The 16,497-nt window shown below is 70.8% G+C and carries 17 protein-coding genes and 1 riboswitch; of the genes, 11 read left to right on the top strand and 6 right to left on the bottom strand.

Annotation, left to right across the window (positions count from 1 at the left end):
• Positions 1-22: 22 nt before the first annotated feature.
• Both OIC96_RS18090 and OIC96_RS18095 read left to right on the top strand, forming a co-directional pair.
• Positions 23-1,372 carry an FAD-binding oxidoreductase gene (locus tag OIC96_RS18090; RefSeq protein ID WP_330306830.1) on the top strand — a complete coding sequence of 450 codons (1,350 nt, stop codon included), beginning with the start codon at positions 23-25 and terminating at the stop codon, positions 1,370-1,372.
• Positions 1,373-1,430: 58 nt separating this feature from the next.
• Positions 1,431-2,186 carry a decaprenylphospho-beta-D-erythro-pentofuranosid-2-ulose 2-reductase gene (locus OIC96_RS18095; RefSeq protein WP_330306829.1) on the top strand — a complete coding sequence of 252 codons (756 nt, stop codon included), beginning with the start codon at positions 1,431-1,433 and terminating at the stop codon, positions 2,184-2,186.
• A 95-nt stretch (positions 2,187-2,281) separates the two neighbouring features.
• Here the strand turns inward: OIC96_RS18095 and OIC96_RS18100 are convergent, their stop codons facing one another.
• Positions 2,282-2,863 carry a 2'-5' RNA ligase family protein gene (locus tag OIC96_RS18100; RefSeq protein WP_330306828.1) on the bottom strand — a complete coding sequence of 194 codons (582 nt, stop codon included), beginning with the start codon at positions 2,861-2,863 and terminating at the stop codon, positions 2,282-2,284.
• Between the two features lie 231 nt (positions 2,864-3,094).
• Complete coding sequence (gene trpS, locus OIC96_RS18105; RefSeq protein ID WP_330306827.1) at positions 3,095-4,108, bottom strand: tryptophan--tRNA ligase; 1,014 nt, start codon at positions 4,106-4,108, stop codon at positions 3,095-3,097.
• 100 nt (positions 4,109-4,208) lie between these two features.
• On the opposite strand from trpS, the gene OIC96_RS18110 reads away from it, so the two are divergent.
• From OIC96_RS18110 to OIC96_RS18125, 4 genes are all read left to right on the top strand, one after another.
• Entirely contained in the window at positions 4,209-4,832 is a 624-nt protein-coding gene (locus tag OIC96_RS18110; RefSeq protein ID WP_330306826.1) for an RNA polymerase sigma factor, read from the top strand.
• On the top strand, positions 4,825-5,718 hold the full coding sequence (locus tag OIC96_RS18115) for a hypothetical protein (RefSeq protein WP_330306825.1): 894 nt from the start codon (positions 4,825-4,827) through the stop codon (positions 5,716-5,718). Before OIC96_RS18110 ends, OIC96_RS18115 begins: the two co-directional genes overlap by 8 nt.
• A 139-nt stretch (positions 5,719-5,857) precedes the next feature.
• The gene (locus OIC96_RS18120; RefSeq protein WP_330306824.1) at positions 5,858-6,589 is read left to right on the top strand and encodes a hypothetical protein; all 732 of its coding nucleotides are present in this window, start codon (positions 5,858-5,860) and stop codon (positions 6,587-6,589) included.
• Positions 6,590-6,674: 85 nt separating this feature from the next.
• Positions 6,675-7,367 carry a hypothetical protein gene (locus OIC96_RS18125; RefSeq protein WP_406502016.1) on the top strand — a complete coding sequence of 231 codons (693 nt, stop codon included), beginning with the start codon at positions 6,675-6,677 and terminating at the stop codon, positions 7,365-7,367.
• 107 nt (positions 7,368-7,474) lie between these two features.
• Here OIC96_RS18125 and OIC96_RS18130 read toward each other — a convergent pair whose 3' ends face one another.
• Positions 7,475-8,923, bottom strand: coding sequence for a glycine hydroxymethyltransferase (locus OIC96_RS18130; protein WP_330306823.1), 1,449 nt, complete (start codon positions 8,921-8,923; stop codon positions 7,475-7,477).
• 41 nt (positions 8,924-8,964) lie between these two features.
• A riboswitch (ZMP/ZTP riboswitch) is annotated at positions 8,965-9,052 on the bottom strand.
• 81 nt (positions 9,053-9,133) lie between these two features.
• Between OIC96_RS18130 and rocD the strand changes: the two genes are divergently transcribed.
• Positions 9,134-10,390 (top strand): ornithine--oxo-acid transaminase, encoded by a 1,257-nt coding sequence (gene rocD, locus OIC96_RS18135; protein WP_330306822.1) that lies wholly within the window; start codon positions 9,134-9,136, stop codon positions 10,388-10,390.
• 19 nt (positions 10,391-10,409) lie between these two features.
• On the opposite strand, the gene OIC96_RS18140 is transcribed toward rocD, so the two are convergent.
• Positions 10,410-11,597 (bottom strand): glutathionylspermidine synthase family protein, encoded by a 1,188-nt coding sequence (locus OIC96_RS18140; RefSeq protein WP_330306821.1) that lies wholly within the window; start codon positions 11,595-11,597, stop codon positions 10,410-10,412.
• Between the two features lie 79 nt (positions 11,598-11,676).
• A complete protein-coding gene (locus tag OIC96_RS18145) occupies positions 11,677-12,021 on the bottom strand; it encodes a hypothetical protein (protein WP_330306820.1) in 345 nt (114 codons plus the stop codon).
• A 182-nt stretch (positions 12,022-12,203) separates the two neighbouring features.
• Between OIC96_RS18145 and OIC96_RS18150 the strand changes: the two genes are divergently transcribed.
• The gene (locus tag OIC96_RS18150) at positions 12,204-13,028 is read left to right on the top strand and encodes a DMT family transporter (RefSeq protein WP_330310259.1); all 825 of its coding nucleotides are present in this window, start codon (positions 12,204-12,206) and stop codon (positions 13,026-13,028) included.
• A gap of 166 nt (positions 13,029-13,194) precedes the next feature.
• Here the strand turns inward: OIC96_RS18150 and pdxR are convergent, their stop codons facing one another.
• Positions 13,195-14,604 (bottom strand): MocR-like pyridoxine biosynthesis transcription factor PdxR, encoded by a 1,410-nt coding sequence (gene pdxR / locus OIC96_RS18155; protein ID WP_330306819.1) that lies wholly within the window; start codon positions 14,602-14,604, stop codon positions 13,195-13,197.
• 47 nt (positions 14,605-14,651) lie between these two features.
• Here pdxR and OIC96_RS18160 point away from each other — a divergent pair, with 47 nt between their 5' ends.
• The 3 genes from OIC96_RS18160 to OIC96_RS18170 all read left to right on the top strand — a co-directional run bounded on the left by OIC96_RS18160 (position 14,652) and on the right by OIC96_RS18170 (position 16,496).
• Positions 14,652-15,182 (top strand): carboxymuconolactone decarboxylase family protein, encoded by a 531-nt coding sequence (locus OIC96_RS18160; protein ID WP_330306818.1) that lies wholly within the window; start codon positions 14,652-14,654, stop codon positions 15,180-15,182.
• Positions 15,183-15,256: 74 nt separating this feature from the next.
• Positions 15,257-15,658, top strand: a complete 402-nt coding sequence (locus OIC96_RS18165) for a carboxymuconolactone decarboxylase family protein (RefSeq protein ID WP_330310258.1) — start codon at positions 15,257-15,259, stop codon at positions 15,656-15,658.
• 67 nt (positions 15,659-15,725) lie between these two features.
• Positions 15,726-16,496, top strand: coding sequence for an isocitrate lyase/PEP mutase family protein (locus tag OIC96_RS18170; RefSeq protein ID WP_330310257.1), 771 nt, complete (start codon positions 15,726-15,728; stop codon positions 16,494-16,496).
• Position 16,497: the final 1 nt, after the last annotated feature.

The raw sequence follows: 16,497 nt of genomic DNA on the forward strand, positions 1-16,497 counted from the left end.
TACCGGCGCTACGGTCACGGTCATGCCTGCCGACGCCGTCTCCGTCACCGGTTGGGGCCGCACCGCCCCGACCACCGCCCGTCTGGTCCGCCCGCGCACTTACGAGGAGGCGGTGGCCGCCGTCCGGGAGTGCGGGACACGTGGAGGCATCCCCCGGGGGCTCGGGCGGGCCTACGGGGACGCCGCGCAGAACGCGGGCGGGGCCGTGCTCGACATGACGGGCCTCGACCGGATCCACGCGATCGACGCGGACGGCGGAACCGTGCTGTGCGACGCGGGCGTCTCACTGCACCGGCTGATGGAAGTGCTGCTGCCGCTGGGCTGGTTCGTGCCGGTCACCCCCGGGACCCGCTATGTGACCGTCGGCGGCGCGATCGGCGCTGACATCCACGGCAAGAACCACCATGTGTCGGGCTCGTTCGCCCGGCACGTCCTCTCCTTCGAGCTGCTGACGGCGGACGGCGGGATCCGCACGGTGGGCCGCGGCACGCCCCTGTTCGACGCCACGGCGGGCGGCATGGGCCTGACCGGCGTGATCCTCACGGCGACCGTCCGGCTACAGCCCGTCGAGACCTCCCTGATGTCCGTCGACACGGAACGCGCGGCGGACCTGGACGACTTGATGGCCCGCCTCACCGCCACGGACCACCACTACCGGTACTCGGTCGCCTGGATCGACCTGCTCGCGCGCGGGGCGTCGATGGGGCGCTCGGTGCTGACCCGCGGAGAGCACGCCTCTTTGGACGCGCTGCCGCCACGCGCGCGTAGACACCCCTTGGTGTTCCGCCCCGCGCAGTTCCCGTCCGCGCCCGCCTTCGTGCCGGAGGGGCTCCTCGGGCGGACGACCGTGGGCCTCTTCAATGAGCTCTGGTACCGCAAGGCACCACGCGCGCGTGCCGGTGAACTGCAGAAGATCTCCACCTTCTTCCACCCCCTCGACGGGGTGCCGCACTGGAACCGGATCTACGGGCGGGGCGGCTTCGTCCAGTACCAGTTCGTCGTCGGCTACGGGCAGGAGGAGTCGCTCAGGCGGATCGTCGGGAAGATCTCGCAGCACCGCTGCCCGTCCTTCCTCGCCGTCCTGAAGCGCTTCGGAGAGGGCGATCCGGGCTGGCTGTCCTTCCCGATGCCCGGCTGGACCCTCGCCCTGGACATCCCCGCGAACCTGCCGGGCCTCGGCACCTTCCTCGACGAGCTGGACGCGGAGGTGGCGGGGGCCGACGGCCGGGTGTACCTCGCCAAGGACGCGCGGCTGCGGCCCGAGCTGCTGGCCGAGATGTATCCGCGGCTCGGCGAATTCCGTTCCCTGCGGCGGGAGTTGGACCCCCGGGGAGTCTTCACCTCGGACCTGTCCCGCCGCCTCGGTCTGTAGTCGGCTCCAGGAGCTGCGTGAAGTCGGCTCCAGGAGCCCTTATGAAGGAGGAGCTGTCATGAAGGACGCCTTCGGTATCCCCCAGTCCCTGCTGATCCTCGGCGGCACGTCCGAGATCGCGCTGGCCACCGCGCGCCGCCTGATCGTCCGGCGCACCCGCACGGTGTGGCTCGCGGGACGCCCGTCGCCCGCCCTGGAGCGTGCCGCCGAGCAGTTGCGCGAGATGGGCGCGGACGCCCGTACCGTCCCCTTCGACGCCCTCGACTCCGAGTCCCACGAGACCGTGCTCGGCAAGGTCTTCGCCGAGGGCGACATCGACATGGTGCTGCTGGCGTTCGGGGTGCTCGGCAACCAGGCGCAGGACGAGAAGGAGCCCCTGAAGGCCGTACGGGTCGCGCAGACCAACTACACGGGCGCGGTGTCCGCCGGCCTGGTGTGCGCGCGGGCGCTCCAGACACAGGGCCATGGCTCCCTGGTGGTGCTCTCCTCGGTCGCCGGCGAGCGGGCCCGCCGCTCCAACTTCATCTACGGCTCCAGCAAGGCGGGCCTGGACGCCTTCGCACAGGGCCTCGGCGACGCGCTGCACGGCACCGGCGTGCACGTGATGGTCGTACGCCCCGGATTCGTCCGTACGAAGATGACGGCGGGCCTGCCGCAGGCACCGCTGGCCACCACCCCGGAGGCGGTCGCGACGGCCGTGGAGACGGGGCTGCGCCGCCGGTCGGAAACGGTGTGGGCGCCGGGGTCGCTGCGGCTGGTGATGTCGGCGCTGCGGCACGTACCGCGACCGGTGTTCCGCCGGCTGCCGATCTGACGTACCGCGGACGGGGTCGTACGGAAGGATCGAGTCGGCGGTCGTACGAACAGTCGCGTGGACGGTCGTACGCACAGACCGCGCAGACGGTCGTCCTAGCGAGCCGGCAGTGTGGTGTCCCGCTCGGGCGCGCCCGCCTGTGGGGGCACCACGGCGCCGCCGAAGGCGAACTCGAGAAGCTTGCGCCAGACCCCGTCCGCGCCCTGCTCGTAGAGCGCGAATCCGGTGCAGGGCCACTCGGCCTCGTACGCGGACAGCTCCTCGTAGGCGCGGTCCATCGCCTCGTCGTCGATGCCGTGCGCCACCGTGACGTGCGGGTGATACGGGAAGTGCAGCTCGCGCGCGACGGGCCCGGACGCGTCCCGGACCTGTTTCTGCAGCCAGGTGCAGGCCTCGGCGCCCTCGACGACCTGGACGAACACGACGGGCGACAGCGGGCGGAAGGTGCCCGTGCCGGACAGCCGCATCGGGAAGGGGCGCCCGGTGGCCGCGACCTCGACGAGATGCGCCTCGATCGCGGGCAGCGCCGAGTCGTCGACCTCCGTCGGCGGCAGCAGGGTGACGTGCGTGGGGATGCCGGAAGCCGCGGGGTCGCCGAAGCCCGCGCGCCGCTCCTGGAGCAGGCTGCCGTGAGGCTCCGGGACCGCGATCGACACGCCGATCGTTACGGTCCCCACGTCGTCTCCTGTCGTTGATCGATGGTCCGGTGGTCCGGTGTTGTCCGCGCGGGCAGGGGTGGCTGCCCGGTCTGTTCGGCTTTCGACTGTACGGCGGTGCGGCCCGTTGTCGGCTGCCGTACGAGTGTCGCGCTCGTCTCGTACTGAATGCCGAACGGGCTGTGGTAGGGGCTGCCGTACCGCTGCCGTACGACAGCGTGTCGGCTGTCAGTACGGCAGTGGTCTCGGCGGTCAGTGCTTGGCGGGCAGGAAGCCGACCTTGTCGTAGGTCTGGGAGAGCGTCTCCGCGGCGACGGCACGCGCCTTCTCGGCGCCCTTGGCCAGGATCGAGTCGAGCGTCTCCGGGTCGTCCAGATACTGCTGGGTGCGCTCCCGGAACGGCGTCACGAAGTCGACCATGACCTCGGCGAGGTCCGTCTTGAGCGCACCGTAGCCCTTGCCGGTGTACTTCTGCTCCAGTTCCGGGATACCGGTTCCGGTGAGGGTCGAGTAGATGGTCAGCAGGTTGCTGATACCCGGTTTCTCCGCCGTGTCATACCTGATGACGGTGTCCGTGTCGGTGACCGCGCTCTTGACCTTCTTGGCGGTCGTCTTCGGATCGTCGAGCAGGTTGATGAGGCCCTTCGGAGTCGACGCCGACTTGCTCATCTTGATCGACGGGTCCTGGAGATCGAAGATCTTCGCCGTCTCCTTGAGGATGTACGGCTTCGGGACCGTGAACGTCTGGCCGTAGCGGCCGTTGAAGCGCTCGGCGAGATCGCGCGTCAGCTCGACGTGCTGACGCTGGTCCTCGCCGACCGGGACCTCGTGGGCCTGGTACAGCAGGATGTCCGCGACCTGCAGGATCGGGTACGTGAAGAGGCCGACGGAGGCGCGGTCGGAGCCGTGCCTGGCGGACTTGTCCTTGAACTGGGTCATGCGGCTCGCCTCGCCGAAGCCGGTGAGGCAGTTCATGACCCAGGCGAGCTGGGCGTGCTCGGGAACGTGGCTCTGCACGAACAGCGTGCAGCGCTCCGGGTCGAGACCGGCGGCGAGCAGCTGCGCGGTGGCGAGCCGGGTGTTGGCGCGCAGGTCCGCGGGGTCCTGCGGAAGGGTGATCGCATGCAGGTCGACGACCATGTAGAACGCGTCGTGGGACTCCTGCAGAGCCACCCACTGGCGGACGGCGCCGAGGTAGTTGCCGAGGTGGAACGAGCCTGCTGTGGGCTGGATTCCGGAGAGCACGCGGGGACGATCAGAGGCCATGCTCACCATTCTCTCAGGTGTGGGTGCCCGGTCCAGAACTGGTCGGAAAGAGATGTGACAGAGGTGGGAACCGATCGGCCTCGGGCGGTGTAGCAAGAGTGTGAGGACGCGGGAGGGGGGCCGCATCGTCGTCGACGAGGCCGTGGTGATCGCACGCGTACGCGCCGGTGAGCCGGAGGCGTACGCGGAGCTGGTCCGTGCTCATACGGGCATCGCGATCAGGGCGGCCAGGGCGCTCGGGGCAGGTGCGGACGCGGAGGACGTGGTGCAGCAGGCCTTCATCAAGGCGTACTGCTCGCTGGGGCGCTTTCGGGACGGCGCGGCGTTCAAGCCGTGGCTGCTCTCGATCGTCGCCAATGAGACGAGGAACACAGTGCGGACGGCGGTGCGCCAGCGGACGCTGGCCGGCCGGGAGGCCGCGTTCGCCGAGGCGGAGCCGCTGATACCGGAATCGGCGGACCCGGCGGTCGCGGCGCTGGAGATAGAGCGCCGCGCGGCACTGCTGGCCGCCCTGGAGCAGTTGAGCGAGGAGCACCGCCTCGTCGTCATGTACCGCTATCTCCTGGAGATGGACGAACCGGAGACGGCCCAGGCCCTGGGCTGGCCACGCGGCACGGTGAAATCCCGCCTCAACCGCGCCCTGCGCAAGCTGGGCCGCCTGCTGCCGGGCTTCGAGCCCGGGGAGCATCAGGAATCCCGGGAAGGAGGTGATGAACATGAGTGAGTCGTACGAGGGCGGGGGCACCGGGGACGCGGAGGGCACGGAGGGCGCGGAGCCTTCCGGTGACCGGGGCCGGCGTGCTCGTGAGGGCGTCTCCCGGCTGCCGGAGGAGTTGCGGGCGCTCGGACGGTCGCTGGACCGGGCCGGGGCGGCCGGGAGCGAGTCCATGGTCGAGCGGGTGCTGGAGCAGATACTCGCCGAGCGGCTCCCCGCCCCGGTGCCCGAGCCGCCGGGACCCGGCGAGCGGCTCCGGTCGGTGCGCCGCTGGGCGCGGCTGCGCTGGCGCGCGCTGACCGCGGGCCTGTGCGGTGTGCTGACGGTCCTCGTGCTCACGCCTCCGGTGCGCGCCGCGGTCGTCGACTGGTTCGGCTTCGGCGGGGTCGAGGTGAGGTACGACCCGTCGGCGGTGCCCTCGTCCGGAGCCCGGGTGCCCGGGTGCGGCCCTTCGCTGACACTGGCGCAGGCCGGGCGGCGGGCCGGGTTCGCGCCTCTCGTGCCCGACGCCCTCGGGGTGCCGGACGCGGTGACGGTGACGCGCGAGCCGAAGGGGCGGCTCCTGATGAGTCTGTGCTGGCGCGGGCATGGGCACACGGTCCGGCTGGACGAGTATCCGGCGAGCCTCGACGTCAGCTTCTCCAAGACGGTGCGGGAACCGCCGGAATGGGTGCCGCTGGGGGAAGCCGAGGACTACGGCAACCAGGCGCTCTGGTTTCCGAAGCCGCATCTGCTGAGCTTCTGGCTCATCGACGCGCACGGCGACCGCTTCACCCGCTCCGAGCGGACCGCGGGGCCCACGCTGCTGTGGATGCACGGGGGTGACGTGACCCTCCGCCTTGAGGGGGTGGCGTCGAAGGCGCGGGCGGTGGAGATAGCGAAGTCGCTGAAGTAGCAGGGACTTCGGTCGCCGAAGCAGCGGGAATTTTGGTCGGTGCGGAATGGGAACCCCGGCGGGTCGAGCGGTGTACCAGAAGTGACACACGGCGTGCGGGCGGACCGCACGTGGATCGACCGGCCGGCTGGAGGTTCGGATGCACAGGCTTCGTGAACTGCTCGCGGGGATGGGGGCGTTGGCGGTGGCCTTCGCGGTGGTGCTGCTGGGCGCACCGTCCGCGATGGCCGGCGGCCCGACGAGTGTGCTGGTGGTCTCGCCGGAGAGCGCGGAGAGCACGGCGTTGTACTACTCGGACGAGGAGTACGGAAAGTTGATGCTCCTGCTGGGCGATCCGGGCTCGGGTACACGCGAGGAGCCACCGGGGCTGGGCTTGGGCAGCGGCCGGCAGATCAATGTCACGTGGCTGATCCACGACGTGTCGCCTTGGCGCGTCGACCGCGTCTACCCGGACACACCGGGGAGCAAGGAGGTCTGGATACACACGACGACCCAGGTGCCGCAGTCGATGAACGGCTACTGGCACAGGGCCGGGCAACCGGCCCAGGTGCGGGCCCTGTTCAAGAAGCTCGGCGTGATGGGCAAGTCGTCGGGTAAGGGTCCCGGGGCCATTTATCCGGCGCCCTGGCAGACCACGGAGGACACCTCCACCGTGCCTGCGCCCACGCCCACACCGGCCGAGCGGCTCCGCACCACGGCCGCGGCGGCGACCGATGACGGCACCGACTGGTGGTGGGCGATACCGGGGGCGGCGGCCGGAGCCGTGCTGGCCCTGTTGCTGCGGCCCCTGGTCGCCGGGGTGCCGGGGGCTCGGCTTCTGGGCCGGCGCGAGGGCGAGGCGGAGCCTCGGCAGGAGTTGCGGGACGTATGACGGGACGCAGAGGGACAGAGGACCAGAGCGACGCGGGGATGCAGCGACACAGGGATGTGGGGACACGGACGCGGGAGGGGGACGGATGGGGATCCGGGTCAGACAGGTGGAGGTTCGGCTGGCAGTGCTTGCCGTGGTGGTGCTGACCGCGCTCGGCGCGTCTCGCGCGCAGGCGTCGGAGCAGGACGCTCGGCGTGACATGCCGGATCTGGCCCTGGTCGTGGCCGGTGACTCGGGGCGGACGGTCGCCCTGCACTCCGGCGGAGAGGACTTCGTGCGGCTCTGGCGATTGCTGGCACCCATGTACACGGGGACGGAGAGCGTGCCCACGGCCTGGGAGGCGGGCCGCTTCCCGAAGGTTCGGGCCACGGTGATCTGGGGGCTGACCGGTGTCGGAGGCTGGCCGCAGACCAGCAGACCGCCCGGCGGCGATGTCGCCATCGAGCGCCAGGACCAGGTGTTCCTCGCGGCGGACGGCACGCCGTGGGTGCGGTCGGATCCTTCGCCCGACGTGGAGGACGACGACATCCGCTGGCATCGCGCGCCGCGCTCGGTGTTCGACGAGTTGGCGCGGCGCGGGGATCTGTTCGGCTCCGCGAGCGACTCGGGGACGGCCGGGGAGCAGGGTCTGACGGACGGAGCGGGGTGGGCGATGTCCGGGCTCGCCATGGGCCTGGTGATCGGCGCCGGCGGCACTCTTCTGATACGCCGCGCGGCGGCCCGGCATGAGACTGCCGGACCGCCGCGGGAACCACGACAGGAGCTGATCGACCTGTAGGGAGCCGAGAAGCCGAGCGCCTGGGAGCCCGAGGATCCAAGAGCCTCGGGACACCCCAAGGCACCTCAGGACCCGAGGGTCTGGTGAGCGGTCCCTGGTGGGGTGCGTCAGCCGAGGTCGATCTCCGGGTAGAGCGGGAAGCCGGTGAGCAGGTCGGTGGCGCGGTGGGCGATCTCGTCCGAGATCTTCGGGTCCAGGACGTGCTGGGCCTTGGACGGGCTGCCCTTGGCGGTCCTGCCGGGCTCGGCGGCGGTGAGGACGCGGTCGATCAGGCCGGCGATCTCGTCCATCTCGGTCGTGCCCAGACCACGGGTGGTCAGCGCGGGCGTGCCGATGCGGATGCCGGAGGTGTACCAGGCGCCGTTGGGGTCGGCGGGGATGGCGTTGCGGTTGGTGACGATGCCCGAGTCGAGCAGGGCGGACTCGGCCTGTCGGCCGGTGAGGCCGTAGGAGGAGGCGACGTCGATCAGGTTGAGGTGGTTGTCGGTGCCGCCGGTGACCAGGGTGGCGCCGCGGCGCATCAGGCCCTCGGCGAGGGCGCGGGAGTTGTCGACGACGGCCTGGGCGTAGTCGCGGAACTCGGGACGGCGGGCCTCGGCGAGCGCGACGGCCTTGGCGGCCATGACATGCGGGAGGGGGCCACCGAGGACCATCGGGCAGCCGCGGTCGACCTGCTCGGCGAGGGTCTCGTCGCACAGCACCATGCCGCCGCGCGGGCCGCGGAGCGACTTGTGCGTGGTGGTGGTGACGATCTGGGCGTGCGGGACCGGGTCGAAGTCGCCGGTGAGGACCTTGCCGGCGACGAGACCGGCGAAGTGGGCCATGTCGACCATGAGGGTCGCGCCGACCTCGTCGGCGATCTCCCGCATGATGCGGAAGTTCACCAGGCGGGGGTAGGCGGAGTAGCCGGCGACGATGATCAGCGGCTTGAAATCACGGGCGGAGGTGCGCAGGGCCTCGTAGTCGATGAGGCCGGTGGTGGGATCGGTGCCGTAGGAGCGCTGGTCGAACATCTTGCCGGAGATGTTCGGGCGGAAGCCGTGGGTGAGGTGGCCGCCGGCGTCCAGGGACATGCCGAGCATGCGCTGGTTGCCGAGGTCGCGGCGGAGCTGGGCCCAGTCGGCCTCGGTGAGGTCGTTGACATTGCGGACGCCGGCTCGCTCCAGGGCGGGGGCCTCGACGCGCTGGGCGAGGACGGCCCAGAAGGCGACCAGGTTGGCGTCGATGCCGGAGTGCGGCTGGGCGTAGGCGTGCTCGGCGCCGAAGAGTTCGCGGGCGTGCTCGGCGGCGAGGGCCTCGACGGTGTCGACGTTGCGACAGCCGGCGTAGAAGCGGCGGCCGACGGTGCCCTCGGCGTACTTGTCGCTGAACCAGTTGCCCATGGCCAGGAGGGTCGCCGGGGAGGCGTAGTTCTCGGACGCGATCAGCTTGAGCATGTCGCGCTGGTCGGCGAGTTCCTGGCCGATGGCGTCGGCGACGCGGGGCTCCACGGCCCGGATCACGTCGAGGGCGTTGCGGAAGGCGGTGGACTCGGTGGAGAGGGGCTGCTCGGGCATGTCGGCCTCCGGACGGCGTGGCGTTCAGCAATCACGATTCACGGTTCGGCCCAGGCGCACGGCACACATTCATCCAGGCCGCTCCCCGATGGTCGGTCCCATCCCAGCGCGCCAGTCACGGCCCGCCGATCAGCCTACCGGGCGCGTCGGATCGCCGGGCTCCCCAGTCCACCATGCGAGCGACGATAGGAAATGAGCCACAAGCCATCCATGACCGACAAGCCACCTGATGCCGTATGGAAGGGGGATCCCGTGACCGCCAGGGAGACGACGGAGGCGTTCATCGCCTCGGCCGAGGCGCACAGCGCGCACAACTACCACCCGCTGCCGGTCGTCGTGGCGACGGCGGACGGGGCCTGGATGACGGATGTCGAGGGGCGCCGTTTCCTCGACCTGCTGGCCGGATACTCGGCGCTGAATTTCGGACACGGCAACCGGCGGCTGATCGATGCGGCGAAAGCGCAGCTGGAGCGGGTGACGCTGACGTCGCGGGCGTTCCATCACGACCGGTTCGCGGACTTCTGCCGGGAGCTGGCGTCGCTGTGCGGCAAGGACATGGTGCTGCCGATGAACACGGGCGCGGAGGCGGTGGAGACCGCGGTGAAGACGGCCCGGAAGTGGGGGTACCGGGTCAAGGGAGTCCCGGACGGGAGAGCGAGGATCGTCGTGGCGAGCGACAACTTCCACGGCCGCACGACGACGATCATCAGCTTCTCCACGGACCCGGAGGCGCGGGCGGACTTCGGGCCGTACACGCCGGGCTTCGACATCGTGCCGTACGGGGATCTCGCGGCGCTGCGGGAGGCGGTCACCGAGGAGACGGTCGCCGTGTTGTTGGAGCCGATCCAGGGCGAGGCGGGGGTGCTGGTGCCGCCGCCCGGATATCTGGCGGGGGTGCGGGAGCTGACCCGCGAGCGGAACGTCCTGTTCATCGCCGACGAGATCCAGTCGGGGCTCGGCAGGACGGGGAAGACCTTCGCGTGTGAGCACGAAGGGGTCGTGCCGGATGTGTATGTGCTGGGCAAGGCGCTGGGAGGAGGGGTCGTACCCGTGTCGGCGGTGGTGGCCGACCGGGACGTGCTCGGGGTGTTCCGGCCCGGGGAGCACGGGTCGACGTTCGGGGGGAATCCGCTGGCCTGTGCGGTGGCGCTGGAGGTGATCGCGATGCTGCGGTCGGGCGAGTACCAGCGGCGGGCCGCGGAGCTCGGTGAGCATCTGCACCACGAGCTGGGTCTGCTGGCAAGCACGGGCCATGTCACGGAGGTGCGTGGGCGCGGGCTGTGGGCGGGCGTCGACATCGCTCCGGCGTACGGCTCGGGCCGGGAGATCTCCGAGAAGCTGATGGACCGGGGCGTCCTCGTCAAGGACACCCACGGTGTCACGATCCGGATCGCTCCGCCCCTGGTCATCAGCAAGGAGGACCTGGACTGGGGGCTGGCCCAACTCCGCGGCGTACTGGGGGCGTAGGGAATGCCGAACCCGGTGGCTAGAGGATCACGTGCGGCAGGAAGCGGGCGTACTCGTCGGTGATCAGGCCGGAGGACTCGCGGATGCCGAGGCCCGCCGACTCGTCCTCGACGACCCAGGCGCCGAGGACGACACGGTTGCCGTCGAAGGAGGGAAGGGGCGCCAGTTCCTGGTAGCAGCAGGGCTCTTCGACGGGTGCGGCAGAGGCGGCGCCCGGCTCGTGGACGGTCACCCCGGCGCCCTCGCGGCCGAGGAGTGGCTTGGAGACGTATCCCTTGGTGGAGGCCAGTTCGCGTGGGCCGTCGAGGTAGGCCGGGAGGAGGTTCGGGTGGTCCGGGTAGAGCTCCCAGAGGATGGCGAGGAGGGCCTTGTTGGAGAGGAGCATCTTCCAGGCGGGCTCGATCCACAGGGTGCTGCCCGTGCCGCCGCCGTTGTCGAGGGTGTCCAGGACGTGGTCGGCGAAGCGGTCGGTGGTGAGCCACTCCCAGGGGTAGAGCTTGAAGCAGCTGCGGATGAAGCGGAGTTGGTTGTCGACGAAGCGGCCGGAGAGGGGGTCCCAGCCGATCTCCTCCATCGAGATCCAGTCGGTGTCGAGGCCGGCCTGTTCGGCGGTCTCCTTGAGATAGGCGACCGTCATCAGGTCCTCGCCGAGTTCGTCGGCGGCGGAGTGCGCGAAGTAGAGGGGGCTGCCGGGTGGCAGGAGGGCGGCCTGCTTCTTCCAGGTGGCGACGAGGCGTTCGTGGAGGGAGTTCCACTGGTCGGCGCCCGGGAAGCGGTCCTCCATCCAGAACCACTGGGGCGACGCGGCCTCGACCAGCGATGTGGGGGTGTCGGCGTTGTACTCAAGGAGTTTCGCGGGGCCCGTGCCGTCGTAGCGGAGATCGAAACGGCCGTAGACGGAGGGGAGTTCGGCACGGCGATGCCAGGCCTCGGCGACGAGTTCCGCGACGCGCGGGTCGGTGATGCCGAGGTCGGCGAAGCGGTGCGCGGTGACGATGTGCTCGGCCGCCGCCAGGCACATGCGGTGCAGTTCCTCGACGACCTCCTCCAGCGCCTCCACCTCGGGAAGCGAGAAGACGTAGTACGCGCTCTCGTCCCAGTAGGGGCGCAGGGAGTCGTCGGGGTAGCGGGTGAGCGGGTAGATGAGGCCCTGTTCCTCGACGGTCTGCTGCCAGCCGGGGCGGGGGGTGATGGTGCGGCGTTCCATGGCGTACGGGTCCGATCGCGTCCTGGGCTTACGGGTCCGGTGGCGTCCTGGGGTTACAGGGTCCGGGGGCGTCGTGGGGTCAGCCGCCCGAGCTGCCCTTGCCGCTGCCGAAGCCGCCGCGGTCGACGCTCTTGTGGGTGCCGCCGGAGCTGCCGGATCCCTTGCTGGGCTTGGTGAAGGAGCCGCCGTCGACCCAGCCGCTCTTCTTCTTGCCGCCGTAGTACCAGGCGCCGTTGACCGACGTCTTGGCGGACTTGCAGTTCTTGTCGGCGACGGTCTTGTAGCCCTTGGTGAGGTTGTAGCTGTCGCGGTCGACGCAGCGCTTGTCGGCGTCCGAGGAGCAGGCGGTCAGCGCCGCCGCGAGGAGTCCCATGCCGCCGAGGACGACCGTGCCCGAGCGCAGCTGCCGTCGAGTGTCCGCCATGTCCGTTCCCCCGTTGATCAGTTCAGTTCAGTTGAGATCGGTGTTGAGATCGATCCAGCGCGGTTCAGCTCATGTCAGTTCATTTGCTTACCGCAGGCGATCACATTAGAGATCGCTTTCCGCAGGTGCGCAGTGGCCCCCCGCGATACACCGTCCCCTACAGTCACTTCGTGCTCTTTGGAATGATGTGCGCCCTTGGTGCGTCGGTCTGTTTCGGTACGGCGACGGTGTTGCAGGCGATGGCCGCGCGCGCGGCGGCCGACAGCGGGACGGGCGGCGACGCGGCGCTGCTGCTGCGGGCACTGCGGCAGTGGCGGTATCTGGCGGGGCTCGCACTCGACGGGGTCGGGTTTCTGCTGCAGATCGCCGCGCTGCGGTCCATTCCGATCTACGCGGTCGGGGCGGCGCTCGCCGCCAGCCTCGCGGTGACCGCGGTGGTTGCCTCGCGGCTGCTGAAGGTGCGGCTGAGCCGGGTCGAGTGGGGTGCGGTGGGGGTGGTGTGCGCCGGGCTCGGGATGCTGGGGCTGGCATCCGGCACGGAAGGGGAACAGGCGGGGTCCACGGAGTTGAAGTACGCGATGTTGGCGACCGCGGTCGCCGTGCTGCTGCTGAGCCTCGTGGGTGGGCGGTTGCCCGAGCGGGGGCGGCCGCTTGCGCTGGGGCTGGGGGCCGGGTTCGGGTTCGGGGTGGTCGAGGTGTCGGTGCGGCTCATTGACGACCTTGATCCGGGGGCGTTGCTGGGCAATCCGGCGACGTATGCGCTGCTGATCGGTGGTGGGGCGGCGTTCTTGCTGCTTACCTCGGCGTTGCAGCGGGGGTCGGTGACGACGGCTACCGCCGGGTTGGTCATCGGGGAGACCATTGGGCCTGCGGTGGTGGGGGTGGTGTGGCTGGGGGACCGTACGCGGGAGGGGCTGGAGTGGCTGGCGGTTCTTGGGTTTGTGGTGGCTGTGGTGGGGGCGTTGGCGTTGGCGCGGTTCGGGGAGGCGCCGGGTGAGGGGACGTGAGGTTTCCTTCGCCCCCGCCGCCCCTACCCGTCCCATCCCTGGGGGCTGCGCCCCCAGACCCCCGCTGAAAAGATTGCGCAGTTCCCCGCGCCCCTAAAAGGGGCGCGGGGAACTGCGCAATCTTTTAGGCGCGCCCCCACGGCGGGGGCGAAAGACGCTCGCGGGGTCAAGGGAGTGTTCGGCACAAGGCGTCCAGGGCTCCCGACCAGGCGTGGTCCGGTGGTGTGCCGTAGCCCACGACCAGGGCGTCGAGGGAGTCGGGGACGGCGTCGGGGTGTCGGTAGCGGGACAGGCCTTCGAGGGACAGGCCCTGCCAGGCCGCCGCCCGCACCACCGACTGTTCGGTACCCGCGGGGAGTTGGAGAACCGCGTGGAGCCCGGCCGCGATACCCGTGGCGTGAACGGCGGGCGCACGCGCGGCGAGAGCGGCCACGAGGGCGTCCCGGCGACGGCGATAGCGGAGCCGGGCGGCACGGACGTGGCGGTCGTACGCGCCGGACGTGATGAATTCGGCGAGGGTCAGCTGATCCAGGGCCCCGGTGGACCACCCTCCCCCGCCCTTCAGCGACGTGACCTCGGCCGCGAGCGACGTCGGCAGCACCAGCCAGCCCAGACGCAGCCCGGGTGCCAGGGACTTACTGGCGGTGCCCAGGTAGACCACGCGGTCGGGGTCCAGGCCCTGCAGCGCTCCGACCGGCTGACGGTCGTAGCGGAACTCGCCGTCGTAGTCGTCCTCCAGGATCAGCCCACCGGTACGCCGGGCCCAGTCCACGACGGCGGCCCGGCGGTCCGGATGGAGCGGCACCCCCATGGGGAACTGGTGCGCGGGGGTCAGCAGGACCGCTCGCAGGCCCGCCAAGTCGCCCGTGCGCGTGCCGAGTTCGTCGAAAGGGAGCGGCGTCGTACGCAACCCCGAGCGGTGCAGCAGGTCCCAGTGGACGTCCAGCCCGTACGACTCCACCGCGAGGGACCGCAGCCCCCGCGCCCGCAGCACCGCGCCGAGCAGCGTCAGCCCGTCCGAGATGCCGGAGCAGATCACGATGCGGTCCGGGTCGGCCCGTACGCCCCGGGCCCGGGAGAGGTAGCCCGCGAGGGCGGCGCGCAGTTCGGGGCGGCCGCGCGGATCGCCGTAGCCGAGGGCGTCGTACGGCGCGGCGGTCAGCGCGCGGCGGGCCGACTTGAGCCACGCGGTGCGCGGGAAGGAGGCGAGGTCCGGGCTGCCGGGGACGAGGCTGTACGCGGGGAGCCCCTGCTCGCGTCTGCTGCGCGGCGCCGCCTCCGGGACCGGCCGCACGACCGTCCGCTCGGCCACCCTCGTGCCCGAGCCCTGGCGCGCGGTGAGCCAGCCCTCGGCGACGAGATCGGCGTACGCGTCGGCGACCGTGTTGCGGGCGATGCCCAGGTCGGCGGCGAGCGAGCGGGAGGACGGGAGGCGGGTTCCGGGGGTCAGCCGCCCGCCGCGCACCGCCTCACGGAGCGCGTCCGTCAGCCCTTTACGGACGCCGGACCCGGAACCGGTCGGCTCAAGATGGAAGTCGACCCCGTCGGCTCCCAAAGTGGCCCAAGTATCTGCCATGGAAATGGACCATACCCCTGGGCTATTCCGCTCCTAGAGTCGATCACATGACGACCCACACCGACGAGAGCACGAAGACCGGCAGGACCGACGAGACCGCGAAGTACGCCCCCGAGCACAGTCCCCGTCTGCCCTGGGCCAAGCTCGCCCCTGACGTCTACAAGGCGATGATCAAGCTCGACGCGGCGGCCCGGCGGGGCGTGGACCCCGTACTCCTGGAGCTGGTGAGGATCCGCGCCTCTCAGCTCAACCACTGCGCGTTCTGCCTCGACATGCACACCAAGGACGCGCTCGCGGCGGGCGAGAGCGTCGAGCGGATCGTGCAGCTCAGCGCGTGGGAGGAGTCGAAGCACTTCTACACGGAGAAGGAGCTCGCGGCGCTCGGGCTGACCGAGGCGGTCACGGTCCTGACGGACGGTTTCGTGCCGGACGAGGTGTACGAGCACGCCGCCGAGCACTTCGAGGAGGCCGAGCTGGCCCAGCTGATCGCCGCGATCACGGTGATCAACGCGTGGAACCGGTTCGGCGTGACCTGCCGTCTGGTGCCCGGGCACTACCGGGCCGGGCAGTACAAGTGACGGCCGCCCAGACCGCCCAGGGCACGGAGCGCACGGAGCGCACGACCCACCTGGACGCCGGGGTACGGACCGCGATGCAGGGGCTCAGTGCCGCCGCGAAGAAGGGGCTCGGGGACCCGGCTCTCGCCGAGCTGGTCATGATCCGCGCCTCGCAGGTCAACCACTGCGCGTTCTGCCTCGACATGCATCTGGGGCTCGCCCGCAAACACGGGGTCGACGAGGAGCGGATCCAGCTCCTCGACGCCTGGGAGGAGGCCGAGGGCATCTACAGCGAGCGTGAGCGGGCGGCGTTCGCGCTGACCGAGGCCGTCACCGTGCTCACGGACGGCTTCGTGCCGGACGAGGTGTACGAGCGCGCGGCCCAGCATTTCGACGACGCCCAACTCGCCCATCTCATCGGGCTGATCACCGTCATCAACGGATGGAATCGGCTGATGGTCACCCGACGGATCGCCCCGGGAAGCACGGAATGGTGAACACGCAATGGTGAACACGGAAGAACGCGGGACGGTGCACACGGATCGTGCCGGGACGCACGCCGCGGTGAGCAAGGCCGAGACATTCCGCGCACTGCACCGGCGCCGCCTCCCCGGCGACCCGCTGGTCCTGCCCGGACCCTGGGACGCCGCGAGCGCACGGGTGTTCGCGGACGCCGGGTTCCCGGCGCTCGCCACGCCCAGCGCGGGGGTCGCCGCCTCGCTCGGGTACGAGGACGGGGCCACGCCCGCCGACGAGATGTTCGCGGCGGTCGCGCGGATCGTCCGGGCCGTCGACGTGCCCGTGTCCGCGGACGTCGAGGGTGGGTACGGGCTCGCCCCCAAGGAGCTGGTGGAGCGGCTCCTTGAGACCGGGGCGGTGGGCTGCAACCTTGAGGACTCCAACGGGGGTGTCCTCAAGGTTGCGGCCCAGCACGCCGACTGGCTGGCCGAGGTGCGGTCCGCCGCCGGTGACCAGCTCTTCGTCAACGCCCGTATCGACGTCTTCGAGTACGGGGACTCGAACCCGGAGCGGGTGATCGAGCGGGCCGCGCTGTACGTCGCCGCCGGCGCCGACTGCGTCTATCCGATCGGCGCCCCGGTCGGCTTACTCCCCCTCCTGCGGTCGGGGATCCAGGGGCCGATCAACGTGTTCGCCCGGCCCCACAGCCCCTCACCCGCCGAACAGCTCAACGGGCAGCTCGCCGGACACCTCGCCGAGCTCGGTGAGCGAGGTGCCACGCGGATCACGTTCGGGCCGGGGTTGCAGCGCCGGGCCACGCATGCGCTGCGGGAGATCGCCGGACACCTCATGGACGCCTCCCAATCCTTTGACTAAA

This window comes from Streptomyces sp. NBC_00775, assembly GCF_036347135.1.
In the GTDB taxonomy this organism is placed as follows: Bacteria; Actinomycetota; Actinomycetes; order Streptomycetales; family Streptomycetaceae; genus Streptomyces; species Streptomyces lutosisoli.

Bases quoted from the DNA above. Each gene is read 5' to 3' on its own strand.
- OIC96_RS18165 (WP_330310258.1), top strand. From the start codon at position 15,257: ATGCAGGGGCTCAGTGCCGCCGCGAAGAAGGGGCTCGGGGACCCGGCT.
- OIC96_RS18125 (WP_406502016.1), top strand. From the start codon at position 6,675: ATGGGGATCCGGGTCAGACAGGTGGAGGTTCGGCTGGCAGTGCTTGCC.
- OIC96_RS18095 (WP_330306829.1), top strand. From the start codon at position 1,431: ATGAAGGACGCCTTCGGTATCCCCCAGTCCCTGCTGATCCTCGGCGGC.
- OIC96_RS18160 (WP_330306818.1), top strand. From the start codon at position 14,652: ATGACGACCCACACCGACGAGAGCACGAAGACCGGCAGGACCGACGAG.
- OIC96_RS18115 (WP_330306825.1), top strand. From the start codon at position 4,825: ATGAGTGAGTCGTACGAGGGCGGGGGCACCGGGGACGCGGAGGGCACG.
- OIC96_RS18145 (WP_330306820.1), bottom strand. From the start codon at position 12,021: ATGGCGGACACTCGACGGCAGCTGCGCTCGGGCACGGTCGTCCTCGGC.
- OIC96_RS18140 (WP_330306821.1), bottom strand. From the start codon at position 11,597: ATGGAACGCCGCACCATCACCCCCCGCCCCGGCTGGCAGCAGACCGTC.
- OIC96_RS18090 (WP_330306830.1), top strand. From the start codon at position 23: ATGCCTGCCGACGCCGTCTCCGTCACCGGTTGGGGCCGCACCGCCCCG.
- OIC96_RS18130 (WP_330306823.1), bottom strand. From the start codon at position 8,923: ATGCCCGAGCAGCCCCTCTCCACCGAGTCCACCGCCTTCCGCAACGCC.
- rocD (WP_330306822.1), top strand. From the start codon at position 9,134: ATGACCGACAAGCCACCTGATGCCGTATGGAAGGGGGATCCCGTGACC.
- OIC96_RS18120 (WP_330306824.1), top strand. From the start codon at position 5,858: ATGCACAGGCTTCGTGAACTGCTCGCGGGGATGGGGGCGTTGGCGGTG.
- pdxR (WP_330306819.1), bottom strand. From the start codon at position 14,604: ATGGCAGATACTTGGGCCACTTTGGGAGCCGACGGGGTCGACTTCCAT.
- OIC96_RS18150 (WP_330310259.1), top strand. From the start codon at position 12,204: ATGATGTGCGCCCTTGGTGCGTCGGTCTGTTTCGGTACGGCGACGGTG.
- trpS (WP_330306827.1), bottom strand. From the start codon at position 4,108: ATGGCCTCTGATCGTCCCCGCGTGCTCTCCGGAATCCAGCCCACAGCA.